The sequence below is a fragment of the Parahaliea mediterranea genome (assembly GCF_017255185.1).
In the GTDB taxonomy this organism is placed as follows: domain Bacteria; phylum Pseudomonadota; class Gammaproteobacteria; order Pseudomonadales; family Halieaceae; genus JAFKCZ01.
In genome coordinates this window covers 401,574-425,165 of sequence record NZ_JAFKCZ010000001.1, presented here as the reverse complement: position 1 = coordinate 425,165, position 23,592 = coordinate 401,574, and the positions used below count along the sequence as shown (strand labels likewise).

Below are 23,592 nucleotides of genomic sequence, written 5' to 3'. Positions count from 1 at the left end.
TCGACCGCACCAGCAAGATTTGCATGGGCCATCGCCAGCGGAGACAGACAGTAGAGCGCCATAGTGCGGTGCGCTAATTGGGAACGACTTATTTTTTTCATCTCGAACTCCACCTGAATAATGAATGTGAAATAGTTACTGGCTGTTTGCTGTCACCGTGCGGCGTGTTCCGCCCGCAGGAATCGGCTTGCCGCGGCAAGCCAGGGGTGGTCGGCATTCACGCAATGCTCACTGGTAGCGAAGTGATCCGCGCCGGCAATTTCCTGAAAAACCACCGCGACACCGGCGGCTTCGAGCCGATCGCGCATCTCTCTCGCCTGTTGCCTGAGCGGGGGAAAATCCAACTCCCCCACGGTGATGACAAATGGCGGCGAAGACGCCGATACATGCACAACAGGGCTCGCAGGCGCCTCGTCCGCCGGACACCCGATCAAGGCATTGCTCCGGGCTGCTTTCTCTGCCGCGTCCAGTTGCGCCGTTTGCAGGTCATAAACACCACTGATCGACAAGCATCCCTTGACGACATCCGCGGGAAGATTGCGCTCGCGCTGCCAATCACCGCGCACCGCGGCCAGGCTCATCAGGTGCCCCCCCGCCGAATGGCCACCGACATAAATCCGCGACTTGTCGCCGCCCAATGATTCCGCTCTTTCATACACCAGGTGGATCGCATCGCAGCAGTCCTCGAAGGGAAGCGGATAGGGGTTTTGCGGCGCCAGCCGATAGGACACGGATACGAATATGGCGGGAATTGCCGTCACGGCCGGCGCCATATAGGCCATCCACTCCTTGTAGCCGCCCACCCAGGACCCGCCGTGGGCGAAGACCAACAATGGCAACGCCGCGGCTGACGGCACCCGCGGGAGGAATACATCCACCTTCTGCCAGTAATCCGGCCCGTAAGACTGGTCAAGATGCCCCTGGTGGGTTTCAAGCACCGACCGGGAGGCGGCGAGTACACGCTCACCGTATGCGTTTCCCTCGGGTAGCCGCAGCGGTGGCTGGATTGGCATATCGTCTAGCGACACGGGACACTCCTTTTATTGTCGGACTCTGTTTCCCCGGGAAGCCCGGATGTGAACCCCGCACCGGACGGATATACCTGATACCGCGCCCCATGAAGCCCACCGGCTTACCCCGAACAACGCCTGACCCTCACAATATGCCTTTACATCTGTAATTACAAGTTTATTGGTCGAATATTTTAGACTTAAAAGTTTCCGCAGTGCGCCGCGCTATCCCAATCAAGACCGACAAGGGGAATCCGGCGTGGATTGCGTCCAGTCATGTCTCGCGCCTCGATGATGCAGCCCGGCATGGAAATTCGGTAACATAAGCGAGTACCCTCCTGTAAGAGGAGCCAGTCTCCAGGCTGTCGGCGCCCTGCGCCGAACGCCGCTGGCGCAGGGTATCTTTCGTTATCGACAGGCTTGCAGCACTGGCTGTGTCACGGCTGCTTGTCTATGCCCCTGGGACTTATCAATGCAGAAAAAAAGCAGGCATCAAAAGCCGGCGGGTGGAAACAGTCCACCTGGCTCACAGCGAGCACGGACAAAAAAGAATCCGGTAAAGCGGTTCGATAGCGAGGAATATCGCACCATAAAAGGTGGCTATCTCCCCCATGAGTTGAGCTGTGTGACACACGCCCTCAACATGTTGCTGCTGGAACACCTTCGCGAATCCGGCATCAACGTTGTCCAGTTTCGCGCCTTGCAGGTGATCGCCAACGCACAACCGATCAGTATCGGCGACCTGGCACGCGACATCGTAATTGAGCAATCCGTTGTCAGCCGCATTATCAATCAGCTGGTGTCGCGCAACTTGGTGGAAAAGAGCCGATCTGAGGTCAATGGCAAGATTGTCAATGTCTGCCTGACACCGGAAGGTGAAAGCCTGATCACTCACCTGCAACCAATCGCCTATGCGATCCAGGCCGATGCCTTAAGCGTGCTTAGCGAAAAGGAACGCAAATCGCTGACAGAAATGCTGTCGCGGATTTTTAACCACATCACCTCCCCGAGTTACGCGGGGGTTCTCGACGGCTAACCCTGCCGTCCCAACCCCCCGCGTTGCGCCCTCCCCGCTCGGGCTAGCCGCCCGGGCGATCGGCCTCCGCGCTTATCCAACCCGGCCACAGACGCACCACTTGCGCCTTCACTCACTGCCCTCTCCTCGACGGGCACTCGCATTAACTTGCACTTTCATATGTAATAACATATAAATATGCGCACTTATCCCGCGGCGACGGACCTATACACGGAGTCCAGCCATTGGGTTCCACAAAAAAATACCCAGTGCCGTTTCAACCATGGCACACCAACGGAGAAGTGAGCCTATGACCATCGACACATCCCAGCAGCTGATTGCAGGCACCGAATCAAAGATCGTAGCCGCCTTTGGCATGACCCATACCCCCGGCCTCGGCAATCTCCTGTCGCTGCCCCCCGAGGGCCAGGTAGAGAACATCCTTGCCGGCTTCGACGAAGCCCGGAGCCTGCTCGCGCGCGCCCAGCCGGATATCATCCTGGCCCTGGTCAACGACCATTTCGACATGTCGTCCATGGACAACATGCCGGCATTTTCAATATCCGTGGCGGATCAGCACTATGGCCCACCCGCTCACCTCGAGGATTGGATTCAGCTCAAACGCGCTCCGATCGCCGGCCACCGGGATTACGCCATGACCATCCTGGAAAGCGGCATCGCGGCGGGCTTCGATATCACGCGCTGGGGGTCGGCTGAACTCGTACACAACGTACTGCTTCCCATGCGCTTCCTGCGGCCGGAACGCGACATTCCCGTGGTGCCGATTTTCACCAACTGCTTCGTACCTCCCTGCCCCACCCTATCAAGATGCTTTGACCTTGGTCAGCTGCTGGCTCGGGTGATCGCCAAACGGCCCGAAAAAGTCGCCATCATCGCCAGTGGCGGGATTTCCCATTGGCCGCCTTTCGTCAACGAAACCGACCAGCCACTCGACGAGTTCGAGCAAAGAATGCTGGAAGCCCAACGCGCCGGCCCCGGCGGCATGACGAAAGACCCCGAACTTTCCCGGATGATCGCGGAGCGTGAGATGGAAATGGCCGCCACGCGAGACGACCTGATCAATGTTGACTGGGACCGGCGCGTGCTCAATGCTCTGGAACGGGGCGACAAGGAAACATTATTGAGCATGAACTATGAGGATATTTACCGCGACGCGGGCAACGGCGGTTACGAAATGGCCCTGTGGGTCATGATGATGGGAGCCCTGAACGGCATTCCCGGCCGCACCCTGTTCTATGAACCCGTCAGGGAGTGGATGGGCGGGGTGTCGGTCCTGTCCTATGACAAGGCCTTATCGGCGAACTAGATCCGACCAGCGACCATACACTACTGCCACCAATAACCGCCTTGCCCGATGACTTCGTTGGTACGACAGGCAAGGCCGTTTACAGGAGATATTCATCATGACACGCAAAGCACTGATCGCCGGCGCCGGTATCGGCGGGCTCGCCACCGCCGCCGCCCTTGGACAACGGGGCTGGGATGTGACCGTTTATGAGCGCCACCCGGAACTGCGCGTCAACGGCTCAGGCATTTACCTGTGGAACAACGGCCTGGCGGTGCTGTCCGAAATCGGCGCCTATGAGCGCGCCATGCGCAATGCCTTTCTGGCCAGCGGAGTAGAGCAACGGGACCACCTCGGCAATGCCATGATACCCGCCGAGTTGCCACCGGGAGCACGCGTGGTTGCGGTGCACCGGAGCGACCTGCACGCCGGACTGACAGACGCCGCAAGCCGGGCCGGGGCCAGGATCGTGACCGGCACCGAGGTGGTGGAGGCGCGCGCTGATGGCAGCCTGTTCTTCGCTTCCGGCGACAGCGCCCATGGCGACGTCGTGATTGGCGCCGACGGCGCCTGGTCATCGGTCAGGAACACCCTCGGTTTGTTGCTATCCCAGGAGCAGACCCGGGAGGGGGCGCTGAGAACGATCGTCAAGGCGACCCAGGCGGAGATGCCCGAGGACTCCCGCGGCCATTGCATCGAGTGCTGGAACGGCCAGCGACGCCTGCTGATAACCCCCATCAACGACGAAGAGGTCTACCTGGCGCTGACGTGCCCCGCGACTGACAACGAGGGTCGTGATACCGCCATCCAGTCCTGCTGGAAAGACAGTTTTCCCGACTGGGCATTCCTGCTTGATCGCATCACCGGGCCGGTAACCTGGAACGTTTACAGCCTGGTCAAGTGCCGGACCTGGTCGGCGGGGAACGCCTGCATCCTCGGCGATGCGGCCCACGCCACCACACCCAACCTGGGACAAGGTGGCGGCATGGCAATGCAGAATGGCCTGGCGCTGGCGGCACATCTCGCCGCAGTCGATGACCGGCGCGATGTCCCGGCGGCGCTACAGACCTGGGAAGCGACAATGCGCCCGCTCGTGGATCACTGCCAACACTGGGCCTCGTTGTTTGGTGAAATTGCCAATATCCCCAACGAGGTGCGCTCGGAGATCATTCCCCACCTCCTGGCCAATCCCTGGCTGGCGGAGCAAACCAGCCGCGGCGCGCGTTCCGAGATCATCACACAAGTCTAAGTGCCTCGCCAGCCACCGCTGTTACGGCAGCGATGTGGCTGGCGAAATTCACAGGGGTCGGCAGCGGCATTCCCGACGGCACGGTGACGGCGTATGCGGTTGCCAGCGATATCGGACACTGAGCGCCCGGACACGCTTCCCCATCGATGGTTTACAAGATATCAGTGCCGTTCATTCAGCACCGTATTCATCGCCGTGCAGAAGTACTCCAAATTGCCATCGTTGAGCCCAGCCAGGTTGATGCGCGTGGATTCGGCCATGTAAATGCCGAACTCCTCGCGCAGCCTCTTCACCTGTTCCGCCCGGATGCCCAGGAAGGAAAACATACCCGCCTCGCGCACAATAAATTGAAAATCGCTCCCCAGGCTCTGGGCGACACCGCGGCGCACCGAGGCGATACGCTCGCGCATTTGCGCCAGTTCGTGCCGCCAGGTGTCGCCCAGGTCGGCATCTTGCAGGATCATTCCGGCCGCGAGTGCGCCGTGCGAGGGCGGCATCGAGTAGATCTGTCGCGCGGCGGACAGCGCCTGGCTGTGCACCGCCTGGGCGGCCCGGCCATCGCGTGCCACGGCGAGCAGCGCACCGGTGCGTTCGCGGTACAGGCCAAAGTTCTTGGAGCAGGAACTGGCAATGAGGATTTCAGGCACCCGCTCCGCCATCCAGCGCCAGCCAGCGGCATCCGCCTCCAGGCCCTGCCCCAGTCCCTGGTAGGCCACGTCCACCATCGGTGTAAAACCCTTTTGCTCACACAACTCGGTCAACACCTGCCACTGCTGAAGGCTCAGGTCGGCACCGGAGGGGTTGTGGCAGCAACCGTGCAACAGCACCACATCGCCCGCGGTGGCCTCGCCCAGCGCCGCGAACATCGCGTCAAAGTCCAGTCGGTGATGGGCAAAGTCGTAGTAGGGATAGGTCTGCAATTGGAGGCCGGCACCGCCCAGCAGGGGTACATGGTTGGGCCAGGTGGGGTCGCTCACCCACACCCGCGCCCCGGGACGACTGCGCGCAATCACTTCCGCGCCGATCCGCAGCGCGCCGCAGCCGCCGGGGGTCTGGACCACGCGGACCCTCTCGCCAAACTGCCCGGCAGCGCCCTCCCCCAGCACCAATGCCAGCATACCGCTAGTGAAGGCCGGGTCGCCGGCCGGCGGCAGGTAGCGCTTGCTGCCCTCGCTCGCCAGCAGTCGCGCCTCGGCCTCGAGCACCGCGCCCATCACCGGGGTTTGGCCTGTGTTGTCCTGGTAAATACCCACACCCAGGTCGATTTTTTGTGGGTTGGGGTCCTGCGCAAAGGCGGCCATCAGGCCCAGGAGGGGATCCGGCGGCAGGACTTCGAGGTTTTCCAGCATGCTATTTTTCTCTCTCGTAGCCCGTTCGGTATCCCGACCGGGCGGTAAAAACAAGGGCCGCCGTCGACGGCCGCTCAATCTTTCGCTCGGGGGCAGAACCCTCAGGCCACATCCTGGATCTGCACCACATCCGCGGGATTGTGGAAACGGTGCAGCAGCCCCGCCCGCTTGCCGCGGTACTCCTCAATCGACTGGCTCTTGACCGGGCCATAGCCGCGGACCTGATCTGGCAGGCTGGCACATTCCACCGCCACGCTCAGGTTGTCGCGCGACAGGCCGGGCAGCAACTCTTCCACCAACGCGCGATAATCCGCGATCAGTTCGCGCTCCTCCCGGCGCTCCGCCAATCGGCCAAAGGGATCGAAGGCGGTGCCGCGGAGGAATTTCCCCTTGGCCAGTATCTTGAACAGCGGCATCATCCAGGGCCCGAAGGTGGTCTTGCGCGGCCGCCCCTGCTCGTCGAGCCCGCGGTTGAAAATGGGCGGCGCGAGATGGAAGTGCAGGGTGTAGTCGCCGGCGAAGGTCTGCTTCAGCTGCGCGTGGAACGCCGGATCGCTGTACAGGCGCGCCACCTCGTACTCGTCCTTATAGGCCATGACCTTGTACAGGTAGGTGGCAACGGCGCGGGTCAAGGCCAACTCGGAAGCATCGAGATTTTGCTCGGCAGTGCGCACCCGGGCAACCAGATCGCGGTACTGGTCGGCGTAGGCGCTGTTCTGGTAGGCCTCCAGCAGAGCGGCGCGATGCTCGATCAGCTCCTCCAGGGTTTTGTCCGCCACTTCCGGCCCGGGGGAGCCGGCGGCCGCGAGCACGCGGTCGAAATCGTGGGCAGCGAGGCGGCCCCAGGCGAAGGCGCGTTTGTTCTCGTCGATGTTCACGCCATTGATCTCGATGGCGCGCAGCAGGGCCGCTTCGGATACCGGCACCAAGCCCTCCTGCCAGGCGTAACCCAGCAGGAACACGTTGGCATAGACGGTGTGGCCCATCAACCGCTCCATCAGGTTATTGGCCTCGATCACATCCAGGTTGCCGGCGCCGACGGCCCCCGCGATCGCGCGCAGGCGTCGGTCCATGTGGATGTCGGCGTTGCGGTTCTGCACAAACTGCCCGCTGGGCACCTCGCTCTGGTTAACCAGCACGCGGGTGCGGTCCTTCGCCAGCACCTTGACCGCCCGGGGGTCGGTGCCGACCACCACGTCGCAGGCCACCAGCGCGTCGGCCCGGCCGTCGGCAATGCGCACCTGGTTGACCGCGGCGGGGCTGTGCCCGATGCGGATGTAGCTGATGACCGAACCGCCCTTCTGCGCGAAGCCGGTAAAGTCGAGCACGCTGGTGCCCTTGCCCTCAAGGTGGGCGGCCATGGTAATCAAAGCGCCCACGGTCACCACACCGGTGCCGCCGACACCGGCCACCAACAGGTCGAAGACGTTGTCAAGGCTGGCCATGGCCGGCTCCGGCAGGCCGGCGCGCAGCTCGTCGAAGCCCGCGCTCACCGCGGACACATCGGGCTTGCGCAGCTCGCCGCCCTCCACGGTCACGAAACTGGGACAGAACCCCTTGACGCAGGAATAATCCTTGTTGCACGAGGACTGGTCGATCCTGCGCTTGCGCCCCAGTTCGGTATCCTTGGGATAGATGGCGAGACAGTTGGATTGCACAGAGCAGTCGCCGCAGCCCTCGCACACCGCATCGTTGATGAACACGCGCTTGGCCGGGTCGGGGTAGGTGCCGCGCTTGCGGCGGCGGCGTTTCTCCGCGGCACAGGCCTGGTCGTAAATCAGCACGCTGACCCCGGGTACCTCACGCAACTCGCGTTGCAAAGCGTCCATCTCCTCCCGGTGGTGAAAGCTGGCGCCGGCCGGGAACTGCGATTTGTCGCGGTATTTCTCCGGTTCGTCGCTGACAACGGCAATGCGCTGTACACCCTCGGCGCGCACCTGGCTGGCGATGGCGGGCACGGTGATCACCCCGTCCACCGGCTGTCCGCCAGTCATGGCGACGGCATCGTTGAACAGGATCTTGTAAGTGATATTCGTGCCGGCCGCCACCGCCTGGCGCAGCGCCATGTAGCCGGAGTGGAAGTAGGTACCCTCGCCCAGGTTCTGGAATACATGGGGGTTGCCGCAGAAGCGCGACCGGCCCACCCAGTTGACGCCCTCGCCCCCCATCTGGATCAGGGACTCGGTGTTGCGGTTCATCCACGAGGCCATGAAATGGCAGCCGATACCCGCCAGCGCCTTGCTGCCCTCGGGCACCTTGGTCGAGGTGTTGTGGGGGCAACCGGCACAGAAGTAAGGCGTGCGCTTGACGTCCGTGGGCACCGACACCTCGGTGCGGGTGCTCGCCAGTTCGGCGAGTTCCGCCTCGAAGGTGACTTCCGGGAACTCGTGGGTGATGCGTGCGGCGACGATCGGGGCCAGCAGGGTTGGGCTCAGCTCGCCGGTCCAGGGCACCAGCGGATTGCCCTCCTCGTCGTACTTGCCCACCATGCGGCTGGGTTTGTCGTCCTGGTAGTCGTAGAGATCTTCCTTCAGCTCGCTCTCGATAATGCCGCGTTTTTCCTCGACCACCAGCACTTCTTCCTTGCCGCGCAGGAAAGCGCGGGCCCCTTCGGTCTCCAGGGGCCAAACCATGCCGACCTTGTAGATGTCGATGCCGATCTCGCGCGCCCGCTGCTCGTCGATGCCCAGCAGGCGCAGCGCCTCCATGAGATCCAGGTGGCCCTTGCCGGTGGTGATGATGCCGAAGCGCGCGTCGGGAATGTCGTAGATACGGCGGTCGATGGGGTTGGCGCGGGCGAAGGCGCGGACCGCCTCCAGTTTCTCCACCATCCTCGCCTCGATCTGCGGACCGGGCAGGTCGGGCCAGCGGTAGTGCAGGCCGTATTCGGGGACTTCGTAATCTTCCGGTATCCGGAATTCCGGCAGGTCCCGCAGCTCGACCGAGGCGCCGGACTCCACCGTTTCGGAGATGGCCTTGAAACCCACCCAGCAACCGGAGAAGCGCGACAGCGCCAGCCCATAGAGGCCGAAGGCAATGTACTCCGACACCGATGCGGGATTCAGCGTGGGCATGAAGAAGGTCATGAAGGCCACGTCGGACTGGTGCGACATGCTGGAGGACACACAGCCGTGGTCGTCACCGGCAATGACCAGCACACCGCCATGGGGCGAGCTGCCGTAGGCGTTGCCGTGTTTCAGCGCGTCCCCGGCGCGGTCCACCCCCGGGCCCTTGCCGTACCAGATGGAAAACACGCCGTCGACCTGCCTGTCGCCGGCGGTTTCCACCTGCTGGGTCCCCAGCACCGCAGTGGCGGCGAGGTCCTCGTTGATCGCCGGCAGGAAGTCGATGTCGTTGTCCGCCAGGGACTTGCGCGCCCGCCACAGTTCCAGGTCGTAACCGCCCAGCGGCGAGCCGCGGTAGCCGGAAATAAAGCCGGCCGACGCAATGCCGCGCTGCCGGTCCAGGGCCCGCTGCACCAGCGGCAGACGCACCAGTGCCTGGGTTCCGGTCAGGAAGACCCTGCCGGAGTCGCGGGTATAGCGGTCGTTGAGTTCGTAGTTGTCCAGCACCGGCGTTGAGATCGAGGTAGCCACAGCATCACCATTACGTTATGAAATTTTCTGCCGACTTTACGCGGGAATTCGGGGAATGTGCTTTCTATTTTGCGTGTCGATTGACAAAAATAGAAAGGATCTTTAGATTTATGCGTAATTTTAGAAATATTCATTATCACGATTTGGCATGGACCGAACCGACATTCGCATACTCGAGCGCCTGCAGCGCGACGGCCGCATCAGCAACCAGGCCCTCGCCGAGGAACTCGGCATTTCACCGGCGGCCTGCTGGCGCCGGGTCAGGGGCCTGGAAGAGGCCGGGGTCGTCGATCGCTATGCGGCGCTGCTGAACCGGCGCCGGCTGGGGCTCAATCTCTGCGCCTTTGTGCACGTGACCCTGGCACGCCACGTGCAGGAATCGAAGATTCCCTTCGAGGAAGCCGTGCTGGAACGCCCCGAGGTACTGGAGTGCTTCGCGACCACCGGGGATGCCGATTTTATTCTGCAGGTGGTCACCGCGGACATCGCCTCCTTCGACGCCTTCCTGGAGGAATTCCTGTTTTCGCTGCCGCAAATCAGCCAGGTCCGCTCGAACATCGCCTTGCGGGAATTGAAGCGCGATACCGCGCTGCCCCTGGACTACGCGATGCGCGAGGGCGACTGAGCGAGAATACAGAAACCGGCTTACTGCAGGTTTTGTCGGTCAGGAAACTCCCGGCCCGGCGGCTGGGTTTGGAGGGGCTCAACTTCACGGCGAAACGCCCATAGGGCGTTTTTCAATCGGCTCACCACCGCCGGGTAGCGGTCAGCGTAACTATAATCCTCGGCGCCCTCGCCCTGCATATCAAACAGCAGGTCGTAGGACCCCTGGAAACCCGGCAACTGGTCAAAGGCCTCAAAAGCCCCGAGGTGCCGGCGATAATAGCCGTGGCTGACCAGTTTCCAGCGAGGTGAGCGCACACCGACGACGCGTTCATTGTCGAAATAATACAGATAGTCGTGGATTTGCTCACCCGGATCACGGAACACCGGAAGCAGGGAACGCCCGTCGATTAACGCCGCCGCAGGCTTGACCCCCAGCAACGCGGCAACAGTGGGCAACACATCCAGGTTTGAAACCATACTATTGGAGACGAGTCCCTGACGAATATAGCGCGGCCAAAACGCAATAAACGGGACGCGATACCCCCTTCCCAGGTACTGCCCTTGCGGTCGCGTAACTGTGCCGTCGCTCCCTCGAAGAACGGACCGTTATCCGAGGTAAAGATCACCAGGGTATTGTCGAGCGCCCCGGTCTCACGCAAGGCCTTCAGGAGTTCACCCGTGCTCCAGTCGATTTCCTGTACCGTGTCACCGTAGGTTCCCGCGTCCGAAGAGCCCTGAAAAGTATCGGACGCATACAGCGGGATATGCGGGAAAGTATGGGAAACCACCAGCAGGAACGGCTGGCCCTGGCGGCGCCGGATGAACTGCACCGCCCGTTGTGTATAACGCGCGGTTAAAGTCTCCTGGCGCACTGGATACTCCAGCCGTTGCTCGCCTTCGTAGAGCGCGAAATTCGACATGTCGTTACTGAAGGGCACACCGTAGAACGACTGGAAACCGTGCCGTAATGGCCAGTGTTCCGCCTCGTGGCCGAGATGCCATTTGCCCACGAGCATCGTGCTGTAACCCGCGCGCCCGGCCAGTTCCGCCAGCGTTTCCTCGCTGGCGGGCATGCCGTGCACCGAGTCGGATTCAAGCACTTTCCAGGCCAGCCCCGACCGAATGGCATACCGCCCCGTCATCAGCCCGGCCCGGGACGGCGAGCAGACGTTGGCGCTGGCATAGCCCTGGGTAAAGCGCATGCCCCGACGGGCGAGGCTGTCGATATTCGGCGTACGGATACGGATTGCCCCATAAACACCGAGGTCGCCGTAGCCCATGTCGTCGGTAAGTATGACGAGAATATTGGGGCGCTCAGGCGGCTCGGTCACCTCCGCGGAAGACCATCCCTTCGGGGGCAACGTGACCAGGGCCAGCAAAAGCAGAGGCCCCATCACACACCGCGCAGCCTGAAGCAACGGCACCTAGCTCAACCTGCCGGCCTGGCGCAGCGACTCCAGCGCGTGGATGACCCCGCGCAGCTCCGCCAGTCCCTTGAGACGCCCGGCGTAGGAGTAGCCGGGGTTGATGCCCGGCCTGTTCGATTCATCTTCCAGCAATTGCCCGTGATCGGGACGCATGGGAATCCGGTCCCTGCGGCCGGCCCGGTCGCGGCGCGCCTCCTCGTCCAGCAGCGCCTCGATCAACGCGACCATGTCGTTGTCGCCGGTGATATGCCCGGATTCGCAGAATGAGCCGTCGGCGTCACGCTGCACGTTGCGCAGATGCACAAAGAAAATACGCTCGCCGAACTCCCGCGCCATGTCCGCCAGGTTATTGTCGGGCCGCGAACCGAACGAGCCCGCGCAGAGGGTGAGGCCGTTGCTCGGGCTGGGCACCGCCTCGAACAGGGCGCGCGCATCGTCCGCCGTGGACATCGCCCGGGGCAGGCCGAAGAGCGTGAAGGGCGGGTCGTCGGGGTGGACGCACAGGCGGATGCCGCCGGCTTCGGCCACCGGGAGCACATCGTTCAGGAAGGCCTGCAGGTTCTGTTTCAGGCCGGTCTCACCCAGGCGGATAAACTGCGCGATCGCCTCGCGAATGCCATCGCGACCATAGGAACCCTCGCCGCCCGGCAGGCCGGCGATGATGTTCTTTTCCAGCAGTTCGCGCTCCGGCGCGGACATCCCCGCAAAACGCTCCCGGGCGCGGGCCAGCAGGGCCGCGGGATAGTCGCGCTCGGCATTTTCCCGCTCGAGCATGTAAACGTCGTAGGCGGCGAAATCGGTCATCTCGAAGCGCAGGGTCTTGGATTCGTCCGGCCCGGGGTGCATCAGGCTGGTGCGGGTCCAGTCCACCACCGGCATGAAGTTGTAGCACACCACTTCGATCCCCGCCTCGGCGAGGTGACGCAAGCTGGTGCGGTAATTATCGATGTAGCGCGCGTAGTCACCCGACCGTGTCTTGATATCGTTGTGCAGCGGCAGGCTTTCCACCACCTCCCAACGCAGCCCCGCGGCTTCGATCAGCGCCTTGCGAGCCTCGATCGCCTCCAGTGTCCAGACATCCCCGGTGGCCACGTCGTGCAACGAGGTCACCACGCCCCGCGCGCCCGACTGGCGTATATGCTTGAGGGTGACCGTGTCGCTTGGACCAAACCAACGCCAGGTTTCCAACATGTTGCGTATTCTCCTTTAATCCATTGCCGACGGAGCGATAACGGCGCCCCGCGCCTGTACCACCCGCGCCGCCAGGTGTTGGGCAGCCACAATCGCCGCCCGCCAATCCAGTCCCTGCAACCTGCCGGCGAGACAGGCCGCATTAAAGGCGTCCCCCGCCCCGGTGGTATCCACCGGCGACGTGCGCTCCGCCCGTACACTGAGGTAATCACCGCCGGTAAAAAGGTGCGTAACCAGCGCGCTGTCGCGGACCAGCACTTCGCTGATGCCGGCGGCGCGGTAGCGGGCATGACTGGCCTCGACCTCTCCGTCCCCCCACAGCGCGCACTCGTCGTCGACGCCGCTAAAGAGCAGGTCACAGCGCGGCAGCACCTGCCGGTAAATCTCCCGGGCCTCGGCATTGGAGGCCCACTGGCGTGCACGGTAATTGCAGTCCATGACAATGGCCGCGCCGCGCCCGCGCAGGGTGTCCAGCATCGCCAGAAAGTGATCCAGGCCGCGCCGGATCACCGCCAGGGTAATCCCGGAGAAATACACCACTTCACACCGGGGCGGAGCCATCGGCCCATCGAACAGCGCGCGCACCGGGCTGCTGTCGCGCCAGTAGTGAAACGCGCGCTCGCCATCAGCGTCGTTGCTGATCACATAGAGGCCCGGTTGCTGCCCGACGCTGCGGTGCACGTTGTCGCAGCGCACCCCCTCGCGGCGCAGCTCCGCCAGTATTTCATCGGAAAAGGCGTCATCGCCCAGGGCGGTGAGATACTCGACAGCCACCCCCTTCCTGGCCAGGTAGACAGCGGTGTTGTAGGTGTCGCCGCCGTAGGCCAGACGGTAGTCCCGCGCTCCACCACAGGGAGCGAATTCCAGCATGACCTCGCCGATGCAACACACGCGCGCCGCGCGATCCCTGGCGGTCGACAGCGCCATATCAGAGCTTGACCACCACCGACTTGAGCTCGGTGTACTGCAGCAGCGCTTCGAAGCCGTTTTCCCTGCCCCAGCCCGACTGCTTGTAACCGCCAAAGGGAATCGCCATGTCCGGGATGCCGTGGCAGTTCACCCAAACCAGGCCCGCGCGGATCGCCGCGGCGACCCGGTGGGCGCGTCCCACATCGCGGGTCCAGATACTTGCCGCGAGCCCGTAGGGGCTGTCATTGGCCAGGTGCAGCACTTCGTCGTCACTGTCGAAGGGAAGTATCGACAACACCGGCCCGAAGATTTCCTCCCGTGCGATCGGCATATCCTGGCTGACGTCGGCAAACACCGTCGGCGCCATAAAATAGCCGCCCCCCTGTGGCGAGGGCACACCTCCGGCCACCAGGCGCGCGCCATCGGCGATACCCTGCTCGACATACCCCGTCACACGTTCCAGGTGGGCGGCGGAGATCAGTGGTCCCATGTGATTGCCGTCGTCATGGGCACTGCCGGCGCGCATGTCCCGCGCAATGCGGCCCACCCGCTCAACAACCTCGGCATAGACCGCGCGCTGCGCGTAGAGACGGGAGCCGGCCACACAGACCTGCCCCGCATTGCCGAAAATGGCGTCGACGGCGGCGGGAATGGCCGCATCCAGGTCGGCGTCGTCATAAATCAGTACCGGGGACTTGCCGCCCAATTCCAGGGATACCTTTTTCAGGTCCGCGCCCACCGATTGGATGATTTTGCGCCCCACCTCGGTTGAGCCGGTGAAGGACACCTTATCCACACCGGGGTGCGCCACCAGGTTTGACCCGACTTCACTACCGCCCAGGAGCAGGTTGAACACGCCGCCGGGCACCCCGGCTTCAAGCAGTAACTCGGCCAGGCGAACCGACGACAGCGGCGTTTCCTGCGCCGGCTTGAGAATACAGCTGCAGCCAGCAGCCAGGGCTGGCGCGACTTTCCAGGCCGCCTGCACCAGGGGGCCATTCCAGGGCACAATCAATGCGGCGACGCCGATGGGTTCGCGGCGGGTGTAAGCGTGAAACTGCGATGGCGGGAAACCCGAGAGCTGCTTCGAATCGCCCTCCAGCTTGCTGCACCAGCCGGCAAAGTAGCGGAAGCACTCCGCCGCGAAGGGCACCTCACCCTGCCTGGCGCCGGCGTAGAATTTACCCGCGTCGAGCATTTCCAGCTCGGCGATATAGGCCGCATCGGCCTCCAGCAGGTCCGCCACCCGCCACAGGATGCGCGCGCGCTCGGCGGGCGGCAGGTCCCGCCACTGCCCGGCGTCAAATGCCTTGCGCGCCGCCGCCACCGCGCCGTCGACATCCTCGCGCCCGGCAACCGCCGCCGTGGAAATCGCCTCGCCGGTGGAAGGGTCGTGGACGGCGCTCGTACCCTCACCGCCCTCGCCCCGCCACTGCCCGTCAATCAACAAAGGCTGGTTCCGTTGCAGGGTCTCACGGACCCGCGGCGAATCCGCCCGGCTCATGCCGGCGCCGCCATATAGTCGCGCAATACCGCCAGCACCGCGTCATTTTCCTCGCGCAAGCCGATAGTGATGCGCAGGTACTGGTCGCCCCCCCCCGCCGGCCGCGGAATGATGCCGCGGGCCTGCAGGGCCGCCGCCGCGGCGCTGCCGCTTTTGCCCGAACCGGCTTCAAAATGCAGCAGGTAGAAATTGGTCTGGCTGGGAACGACCTCAATGCCCAGGCTGACCAGGGCGTCGCGGATTCGCGCGTATTCGCTGGCGTTATAGTCCCTGACCCGCCGTGTGAAATCCGTGTCCTGCACCGCGGCGGCGGCCGCCTGCAGGGCCGGGCCATTGGTGTTGAAGGGCGTGCGGATGCGCTGCACATAGTCGGTCACCCCCGGCGGGCAATAAGCCCAGCCGATGCGCAGCGAGGGCAGCCCGTAGACCTTGGAGAAGGTCCGGGTCATGACTACATTGTCGAAGGCGTCGACCAGCGCTGAACCGTCCTCGTAGTCCTGTGCCGTCACGTACTCGGCGTAGGCGTCGTCGATCAGCAGCAGGCAATCCCCGGGCAGCCCCGCGTGCAGGCGGCGCAGCTCCGCGCCGCTGATATAGGTGCCGGTGGGGTTGTTGGGGTTGGCGATGGTGCAGAAGCGGGTACGCTCGGTCACCCGCGCCAGCAAGGCATCCACATCCACGCGATAATCCCGCTCGGGGGCAATGAGCAGATTGGCGCCCTGGGCGGTACAGTGGATATTGCTCATGATAAAGCCGTTCTCGCTCAGCAACACATCGTCGCCGGCCGAGACATAGGCCCGCACCATCAGCGAGATCAACTCATCGGAGCCGTTGCCGCAGATGATACGGCCCGCGTCCAGGCCGTGCACGCGAGCGATGGCCTCGCGCAGGGCCTGTTGCGAACCGTCCGGGTAACGGTGAAGCGCCGGCGCCGCCGCCTCAAAGGCCGCAAGCGCCGCCGGTGAAGGCCCGTGGGACGACTCGTTGGACGACAGTTTGATCGGCTTTTCCACCCCGTCAATGCGGCTCTGGCCCTGCACGTAGGGCGCCAGCTTGTCCAGCGCGGGAACGGCTTTCAGTTGTGTCATGTCTCTGGATCCCGAATAGGTTACTTACACACCGCCTTGCGGTTCTGGGGCATCATCAGGAAGGGCCAGGGCGCGGGGAAGAACTCCTCGATTTGCACCTCGATGATTGCCGGGCCGTTCTGTTCAAAGGCCTGGCGAATGGCCGCGCGCAGGCTCTCCGGGTCGTTGGCGCGATAACCGGCGGCGCCGAAGCTCTCCGCCAGTTGCACGAAATCCGGGTTGTGCAGGTCCGAGCAGATGACGCGGCCGTCGAACCACTCTTTCTGCTGGCGCTGGACATTGGTGAAGCGGCCGTCGTTGAAGATAACCGTGACCAGGGGCAACTGGTACTGCACCGCGGTCGACAGCTCCTGCACGTTGAACATAAAGCCGCCGTCGCCACTCACCTGGATCACGCGCTTGTCCATGTTGCCCGCCATGACGCCAAGCGCGGTGGCATAGCCGTAGCCCAGTGTCCCCTGGTAGCCGGCGCTGATGTGTTGCCGCGGCTGGTAGACCGGGAAGCCGTACCAGGACACAAAACCCACCTGGGTCACTTCGTCCACGAAAATACCGTCCCGGGGCAGCTCTTCGCGGATCACGTCCAGGTAAGCCATCTGCGGCCCCACCTTGTCGCGAATCTCGGCATCGACCCTGGCCTTCAGGGCACTCAATTCCTGCTCGCGGGACGCGGCCTGGTGTCCCTCGTGTTCCAGTCGTTGCGCCAGGGCCCCGGCGAACCGCGCCGCGTCCCCGACCACGCCCAGCTCCGGCTCGCAGATACGCGTCACCTGCGCCGGGTCGATGTCCACCCGGATCAGGCTCATGTCCTCGTCCTTGCCCCACATGACCAGCGGCCAGTGCAGGCGGGTGCCGATCGCCAGCACCACGTCCGCCTCACCCCACAAACGGTGCCCCATGGGGAAATTGGCGCTCAGGTAATGCTCCGACGACACCACCCCCTTGGCGCTGCGAAACGCCACCACGGGCGCCTGCAAGCGCTCCGCCAGGCGAAGAATCTCGTCCCCGGCTTCCAGGGCACCCGAGCCGATATAAATCAGGGGCTTTTTCGCACCGCGCAGCAGCTCGACCGCGGCTTGTACCTGTTCCTCGTCGAGTGGCGGCAGTACTGGAGCCGCCTGCGCCGGCAGCAGTTCCACCTCCGCCTCCAGCGCCATGATATCCATGGCCATCTCGATCTCCACCGGGCGCGGGCTGCCGGTGCTCATCTGCCGGAAAGCCTCGCCGACGTATTCAGGCGCCAGGGTGGGATGGTCAATACGGGCGGCCCACTTGGTGATGTGGCTGATCATGCCCAGCTGGTCGTCGATTTCGTGCAGATCGCCATAACCCTTGCCGATACCGGTCGAGGGAATCTGGCCGGATATACACAGTACCGGCGCGTAGTTGGCCCAGGCGGTACACAGGGCGCCGGCCGAATTCAACAGTCCCGGACCGGGAACCACGGCATAGGCGCCGACCTTGCCAGTGGATTTCGCATACCCGTAAGCCATGTAGGCCACGCCCTGCTCGTGGCGGGTGTGAATCAGACGGATGTTGTCCCCCTCCTGGTACATGGCGTCGAACAGGAAATCCAACTGCCCGCCGGGAAGTGCGAATACGGTATCCACGCCATTGACGCGCAGGGATTTCACGATGGCTTGGGCGCCAGTCATTTTAGTCATTACTTGTTCTCCACTTTCTTGCGGGCATGGCGCCGCCGATAGCGCACCAGGAAAAACGGAAAGCCCAGCAGGTAGACCCATACCATTGGCTGGACCAGGGCCTTGCCCAACGCCGACACGACATCGTTCGGGCTGACATACACCTTGCTTTGCATCGCCTGACTGGGGTGGCTGTGCACAATCAGGTGATCCTTCTTGTATTCAAAGCGGCCGAATTCGAAGTCGATATCCGCCAGCTTGCTTCTGACTTTCATGGCCTCCCCTCAGCTCTTTTTCAGCCGCCCGGTTTCCTGGGCGTACTGGATGCGCTTTTCCAACAGACCGGAAATATCCCCCGGCTCGTACCCGTGTGGCGGCGTGAACTGGCCCCGCGCGTAGAGATCGTCAAACACTTCCTTGCAGATGGAGATTTTCTCCACCAGCGCCTTCGGCGGTTTGCCAGCAGGAAAGCGGTTGGGCGGATAAATCGGGTTGGTATACATTTCCCGGAAGCCCTCGGTGCGCACATCGATCCAGCAGTTGTGATTGGTGCGCGTGCGGTAGTGGCGCAGCGCCTCGATATCGACGGTGACCGACAGCACCTGCTCCGCCGGATAGGGCGCCTCGCGCAACACCATGCCGGTGTAGTCGATGGCGAAAGAGTGGCCCGGACAAAAGGCCTTCGGGTAGTAATCGTAGTTCACGCTGCCCCAGTTGGAGCCGAGCAGGTAGCACATATTGTCGTGGGCGCGGGTGCGGCGGGTGAATTTCCAGAAATCCCAGGGCTGTGAAACCCCCTCCACTTCCTGGATCGCGCCCGGGTGACAGATGACCTCGACACCGTTGTAGCCCAGCGCCCGCGAGACTTCCGGCGTGCAGCCGTCGTGACAGGTCATGGTGCCGAGCTTGCCGATCTCGGTATCGATGACCGGGAACAGGTCCTTGATGCCGCCGCCGAAATGCGCGCAGTACTCATCGAAAATATCGTGTGGGCTGGTCCCCAGCCCAAGCGAGGCATTGATATGCCACTTGTGATACTTGAGCACCACGTCGCCACTGGGCCCGACAATGAAGTTGGTGTTGAACCAGCGATCGGGGAATTCCGGCACGCTTTCCACCACGCCCCCGCCGCAGATATAGAGCCCGTACTGCTGGGCGATCTCGCCGAGCTGCTCCACCTCCGGCCCCGGAATGGTCACCGCTTTTTTCATCTGGTCCTCGATCTTGCTTTCGCCTTTCCCGGGCGTTCCCACGCCCTGTAAAAAGTACTCCGGCAAAACCACCAGGCGCACCGGCACTTCCCAGAAGTAACCGACACCGAAGTGAATGAGGTTCTTGACCCGGTCCAGGTTGCGCTGGATACCTTCGCGGTCGTTGACCACCGTTACCTCCGGCTGGACTATCAGCGCGGTGTACGGATCGATACGCTCTCTCATCGTTATATTCCTCAGAAATCGAAATCGTCGTCTTCTTGCACGACACCCTGGTCCATCAGGATCTCGCGCGCCGCGATCGTGCCCATGCCACAGATGCCTCCCCCCGGATGGCAGGAGGGGCCGGTCATGTAGAAGTTCTTCACCGGGCCGCGGTAGTTGGCGTAGTTGGGGAAAGGCCGGAAGGCGCCCATCTGCGCCAGGGTGCGTTCGCCGCCGGTGGTGACCCCGCGATGGAAACACAGGTTGGCGCGCGCCAGGCTCGGCCCGGTTTCCACATATTCCGCCAGGATATTGTCCGGCTCCATGTTGGTGGTGTAGTTCTGCAACTGCCTGAGAAGCACGTCGCGACAGTAACCCGGGCCCTTGGCCTCCCAGTCCTCGCCGCTGGCCAGGTCGACCGGCACAAAGGTATCCATGATCAGGGTGTGCTTGCCCTGGGGCGCCCGTGTCGGGTCCATCGTCGTCCACGCGGCGGTCCACAGGAAGGGGTCGGTCGGCGCCTGCCCGGCGGCTATTTCCAGGTACTGCTTGTCGATATCGGCCACGGTACCAAACATGCGCTGGAACGCGGTTTTGTCCATCTCCGCGCCGCTCTTGAATTTCGGCGCCTCGTCCAGGGCGTAGTGCACGCGGGCAATGGTGATATCGCCGAACTTGAAGTTGCGCACCATGTCCTTGAAGCCGGACGGCAGCTCCGCGTCGTCGAAACCCTGCAGGTAGGTCTGGTAGGGGTCGAGCGTGCTGACCACGCCCCGGCCGGCGAAAATCTCGTCGCCGGATTCGAGACGCACCCCCGTGCAACGCCCACCCTCGACAATAAACCTGCGCACCGTGGCGCCGGTCATCACCTTGCCGCCATTGGCCTCGACATAACTCTTGAGCGCCTCGGACAACATGCCGCTCCCCCCCTCGGGGATGGACTGGCCGTAGTAGTGGATACTGGGAATCATCACGTAAAAGCCCTGCGCCGTGCCGAGCTGGTCGGGCAGGGTCTGGGGCGCCATCGCCCAACCCAGAATAAAGGCGCGCACGTGGTCGTTCTCGAAGTTTTCCAGCGTGAACTGCCGCGAGCTCAACTGATAGTCACGCAGGCGCTTCAAGCCCTCGGGATTGTTCTCCAGGCCCTGCGCCAGCAGGCTCGGCGGGGATGGCGGCGAGAACATGCCCTTGATGACCCCGTCCTGGATCTCGCCAAACTCTTCGTAGATCTCACGATAGCGCTGGGCGTCCTTTTGCGAATACGCGGCAATCGTGTCACAGGTCTTATCGATGTCTTTGTAGACGATGATCCCGTCACCCTCGTACTTGTTGGGGTGGCCGGTAATGTGGTCGTCCGACCAGATGTACTTGAGGCCGTGCTTTTCCAGCTCGGGCTTGAGTTCCTGGAAATCCGGATTCAGGTGAATCCACACGTGGGACGAGCCGAAGGGATCATGCTTGAACCCCGGCAGGGTCAGCTCACGGGTCAGCACGCCGCCCCCGACCCACTCGTTGCGCTCCAGCACCAACACCTTCAAACCCTTGCGCACCAACATGGCCGCGCAAATCAGGCCGTTGTGCCCGGCGCCGGCGATCACGACATCATAGTCCGCCATGTAACAACTCCTCTCACTGCTTGAATGAGGTCATTTTATTTATAACCCCATTAAAAGGCAATACAAAAACCTCGCGCCCCGTAAAAATAGCGCCATTTATCCACTTATTTTCGCGCCATAGCACTCACTATCGATTTTTTAATCCCATTAAATAAAAAAGGCGAGACACATCGTGCCTCGCCAAAAATCCCCGAACACAGGGACCCAGTCAGGACCCGGTAAACCAGGTAAACTTCACACCGTACTGCGTGGGATGCGACTTGACCTTGATGCCCGCCAGGCCAAAGCCGTCACCGGTACCGGTGTAGTACTCCTCGTCAAACAGGTTCTGAACGAAGGCATTCACCCGGAAGCTGCGGCCCTCCACGCCAAAGCCGAGGTTGACCACATCATAGGCATCGACCTCATAGGGAAAAGCGGGCAGCGACAGGTAGCCGGCCTTCGCGGCAACCGCCTCGAGATTCCCCTCGGACTGATCCCGATACATCCACTGCCCCCTGACATAGGCAGAGAGCTGATCGCTCAGATCAAAGCTGTACTCCAGCGTGGCACTGGCGGAAATTTTCGGCGAGCGCGGCAACACCTGGCCACCGAGGTCCACCGGCGTCACGGAACCCTTGATGATGGCATTGGGAAACTCATCGAACTCGATATCCAGGTAACCCAGGTTCAGCGCCCCGGTCAGGCCCGACGCCAACACTCCCTGAACCTCGAACTCAACGCCCTTGCCGTTGGCCTTGGCGGCATTCAGCGTTCGCTCCACCGCGGAGCTGATATCGTCCGGATCGGCGAGGTAGTTGGTTTGCACCTGCATATCGTCCCAATCGAGGTAGAACGCGGCGCCGCCCAGGCGAATCTTTCCTCCTGCCAGCTCGGTTTTGAAGCCGAGCTCATAGCTCAGCAGCTCTTCGGGATCAAATGACGAGGTCGCCCCCTCCGTGAGAAAGTCGACACCACCCGCCTTGTAGCCCTTGGTGAGCGAACCGTAAATATTGGTCGCCTCCTGCGGGTGATAGGCGAGAACCACCCGCGGCGAAAAGTCGGTGAACGAATCATCCGCCTGACTATCCGGCACCGCGCCCTCGAAGGCCACCACGTCGAAAGACTTGTTGTCGATCTCGTCCCGCGTGTAACGCGCGCCCAGGGTCAGGTCCCACTGGCTGGCGAAGCGCCAAACCATGTCGCCAAAGACCGCCAAACTACTGGTCTCAAATACCCGATTGTTTTCATTGATGCGAAAACCCGCCGGAATCGGCGGCAGCAAAGGCACTTCCATTCCCGTGGCCGGATCGACATAGCTGCCCTGGGCGCCGGCCTGGATGGAGTTGAACTGCTCGATTTCATCCTCCGCGTAGAACACTCCCACCGTCCAGTCGAGATCGCCGGCGCCGGTGGATTGCAACCGAAGCTCCTGGCTGAACGACTCGCCCCCGTAGCGATTGAAACGGCGCAGCGTATCGAGACTGGTATTGTCCAGGTCGGCGTCGCGGTCGGTGCTGCTGTCGACCCAACCCGTGACCGAGCGCAGCATGACATTGTCAAAGTCGTAGGCGAGCCGCAGGTTGGCAATGGTGAATTCATTGTTGTTGATCTCGTCGAGATCGCGGCTGACCTTGTCGTCGTTGTCCGGGAAAAAACCTTCCTCATCGATCGCCTGGAAATCGGCGCCAAAGATCGACTGCGTGTCCAGGTTGAGCACGCCGGTGGCGACAGACAGGTCCCCGCCCTCCTCCTCGTCGGTGTAGGCCAGGGAAAAATCCACCGTCAGGCGATCGGTCGGCAGGGCGCGCAGCGCAATGCGCGCATTGTGGTGCTCGTATCCCAGCTCACTGCCGGGCCCGTGGGTGTTCTCCACCCAGGTATCCGACTCGTTGTAGGCGTACATACCGCGCACCATGAACCTGTCGGTCAGTGGTACATTGACAATCGCCTCTCCGCCATAGGTCCCGTAGTTACCCGCACTGGCGGAAAATTCGCTGTAGAACTCCTCGCTGGGCAGGTTGGTGGTGATATTGATCGCACCGCCCAGGGCGTTGCGACCAAAATAGGTGCCCTGCGGCCCCCTCAATACCTCGATCCGCGCCATGTCCTGCAACTCGGGATTGATGGTGCCATTGCTGACCGATCCCACATTCAACTCGTCGATGTAATAGCCAATGGAATTGGCCGTGGACACCTCGCCCAGGCTCACATTGCCCACACCGCGAATACTGATATTGATACTGCGGGACCCGGTGCCGCCGTCGTCGGTGAACGCCACGTTGGGCGTAATGGCGAGATAGTCCCTGGCCTCGCCGATATTGCCCCTTTCGAGATCGGACGCGGAAAACGCCGTGAGACTGATGGGCACATCGGTCAGAGCCTGCTCGCGCCGCTGGGCGGTGACCACCACCTCCTCCAGCAGCTGATCCTGAGCCATCGCCAATGGCGCGGACACCTCCAGGCCCATGGCCGTAACCACCGCGAGTCGCAGCAAATATCTGGAATTTCGCACTGTTATATCCTCGAGCTTACGTTATTGAATTCTGTCGCTCAGCGACGTCTTGTGTCGACTCGAGCAATCTTAAACCCATTTTATTTTATACTTCAACAATCTTTTAATAATATTAAAACGGCACGACAATGCTGGTCATGCATAAGAACCTCTTATTTGAAAACACAGAAAAGC

The 23,592-nt window shown here is 62.5% G+C and carries 18 protein-coding genes; 4 read left to right on the top strand and 14 right to left on the bottom strand.

Going from position 1 to position 23,592, the window contains the following annotated elements:
- Positions 1 to 152 precede the first annotated feature (152 nt).
- Entirely contained in the window at positions 153 to 1,028 is an 876-nt protein-coding gene (locus tag JYP50_RS01715; RefSeq protein ID WP_206558720.1) for an alpha/beta hydrolase fold domain-containing protein, read from the bottom strand.
- A 454-nt stretch (positions 1,029 to 1,482) separates the two neighbouring features.
- Here JYP50_RS01715 and JYP50_RS01710 point away from each other — a divergent pair, with 454 nt between their 5' ends.
- The 3 genes from JYP50_RS01710 (at position 1,483) to JYP50_RS01700 (ending at position 4,580) form a co-directional block, all read left to right on the top strand.
- The gene (locus tag JYP50_RS01710; RefSeq protein WP_206558719.1) at positions 1,483 to 2,046 is read left to right on the top strand and encodes a MarR family winged helix-turn-helix transcriptional regulator; all 564 of its coding nucleotides are present in this window, start codon (positions 1,483 to 1,485) and stop codon (positions 2,044 to 2,046) included.
- A gap of 289 nt (positions 2,047 to 2,335) precedes the next feature.
- On the top strand, positions 2,336 to 3,352 hold the full coding sequence (locus JYP50_RS01705) for a hypothetical protein (RefSeq protein WP_206558718.1): 1,017 nt from the start codon (positions 2,336 to 2,338) through the stop codon (positions 3,350 to 3,352).
- A 97-nt stretch (positions 3,353 to 3,449) separates the two neighbouring features.
- Positions 3,450 to 4,580, top strand: coding sequence for an FAD-dependent oxidoreductase (locus JYP50_RS01700; protein ID WP_206558717.1), 1,131 nt, complete (start codon positions 3,450 to 3,452; stop codon positions 4,578 to 4,580).
- Positions 4,581 to 4,741: 161 nt separating this feature from the next.
- On the opposite strand, the gene JYP50_RS01695 is transcribed toward JYP50_RS01700, so the two are convergent.
- A complete protein-coding gene (locus tag JYP50_RS01695; protein ID WP_206558716.1) occupies positions 4,742 to 5,929 on the bottom strand; it encodes an aromatic amino acid transaminase in 1,188 nt (395 codons plus the stop codon).
- Between the two features lie 101 nt (positions 5,930 to 6,030).
- Positions 6,031 to 9,525, bottom strand: coding sequence for an indolepyruvate ferredoxin oxidoreductase family protein (locus JYP50_RS01690; RefSeq protein WP_347136701.1), 3,495 nt, complete (start codon positions 9,523 to 9,525; stop codon positions 6,031 to 6,033).
- 148 nt (positions 9,526 to 9,673) lie between these two features.
- Here JYP50_RS01690 and JYP50_RS01685 point away from each other — a divergent pair, with 148 nt between their 5' ends.
- The gene (locus JYP50_RS01685; RefSeq protein WP_206558715.1) at positions 9,674 to 10,150 is read left to right on the top strand and encodes an Lrp/AsnC family transcriptional regulator; all 477 of its coding nucleotides are present in this window, start codon (positions 9,674 to 9,676) and stop codon (positions 10,148 to 10,150) included.
- 20 nt (positions 10,151 to 10,170) lie between these two features.
- Here the strand turns inward: JYP50_RS01685 and JYP50_RS01680 are convergent, their stop codons facing one another.
- The 11 genes from JYP50_RS01680 to JYP50_RS01630 all read right to left on the bottom strand — a co-directional run bounded on the left by JYP50_RS01680 (position 10,171) and on the right by JYP50_RS01630 (position 23,418).
- Positions 10,171 to 10,635, bottom strand: coding sequence for a hypothetical protein (locus tag JYP50_RS01680; RefSeq protein ID WP_347136709.1), 465 nt, complete (start codon positions 10,633 to 10,635; stop codon positions 10,171 to 10,173).
- Complete coding sequence (locus JYP50_RS01675) at positions 10,539 to 11,510, bottom strand: sulfatase-like hydrolase/transferase (RefSeq protein WP_206558713.1); 972 nt, start codon at positions 11,508 to 11,510, stop codon at positions 10,539 to 10,541. The genes JYP50_RS01680 and JYP50_RS01675 overlap by 97 nt, the downstream gene beginning before the upstream one ends.
- Before the next feature lie 45 nt (positions 11,511 to 11,555).
- Positions 11,556 to 12,749: a mannonate dehydratase gene (uxuA, locus tag JYP50_RS01670; RefSeq protein ID WP_206558712.1), complete on the bottom strand. Its 1,194-nt coding sequence runs from the start codon at positions 12,747 to 12,749 to the stop codon at positions 11,556 to 11,558.
- Positions 12,750 to 12,764: 15 nt separating this feature from the next.
- Positions 12,765 to 13,676 carry a sugar kinase gene (locus tag JYP50_RS01665; RefSeq protein WP_206558711.1) on the bottom strand — a complete coding sequence of 304 codons (912 nt, stop codon included), beginning with the start codon at positions 13,674 to 13,676 and terminating at the stop codon, positions 12,765 to 12,767.
- Between the two features lies 1 nt (position 13,677).
- The gene (locus tag JYP50_RS01660; protein WP_206558710.1) at positions 13,678 to 15,162 is read right to left on the bottom strand and encodes an aldehyde dehydrogenase family protein; all 1,485 of its coding nucleotides are present in this window, start codon (positions 15,160 to 15,162) and stop codon (positions 13,678 to 13,680) included.
- On the bottom strand, positions 15,159 to 16,250 hold the full coding sequence (gene hisC, locus JYP50_RS01655; RefSeq protein ID WP_206558709.1) for a histidinol-phosphate transaminase: 1,092 nt from the start codon (positions 16,248 to 16,250) through the stop codon (positions 15,159 to 15,161). Before hisC ends, JYP50_RS01660 begins: the two co-directional genes overlap by 4 nt.
- Before the next feature lie 20 nt (positions 16,251 to 16,270).
- Positions 16,271 to 17,914: a thiamine pyrophosphate-dependent enzyme gene (locus JYP50_RS01650; protein WP_206558708.1), complete on the bottom strand. Its 1,644-nt coding sequence runs from the start codon at positions 17,912 to 17,914 to the stop codon at positions 16,271 to 16,273.
- Positions 17,914 to 18,168 (bottom strand): hypothetical protein, encoded by a 255-nt coding sequence (locus JYP50_RS01645; protein ID WP_206558707.1) that lies wholly within the window; start codon positions 18,166 to 18,168, stop codon positions 17,914 to 17,916. The genes JYP50_RS01650 and JYP50_RS01645 overlap by 1 nt, the downstream gene beginning before the upstream one ends.
- 9 nt (positions 18,169 to 18,177) lie before the next feature.
- Positions 18,178 to 19,329, bottom strand: coding sequence for a nitrilase-related carbon-nitrogen hydrolase (locus JYP50_RS01640; protein ID WP_206558706.1), 1,152 nt, complete (start codon positions 19,327 to 19,329; stop codon positions 18,178 to 18,180).
- Positions 19,330 to 19,340: 11 nt separating this feature from the next.
- Positions 19,341 to 20,924, bottom strand: a complete 1,584-nt coding sequence (locus tag JYP50_RS01635; protein WP_206558705.1) for a phytoene desaturase family protein — start codon at positions 20,922 to 20,924, stop codon at positions 19,341 to 19,343.
- 208 nt (positions 20,925 to 21,132) lie between these two features.
- Positions 21,133 to 23,418: a TonB-dependent receptor domain-containing protein gene (locus tag JYP50_RS01630; RefSeq protein ID WP_206558704.1), complete on the bottom strand. Its 2,286-nt coding sequence runs from the start codon at positions 23,416 to 23,418 to the stop codon at positions 21,133 to 21,135.
- Positions 23,419 to 23,592: the final 174 nt, after the last annotated feature.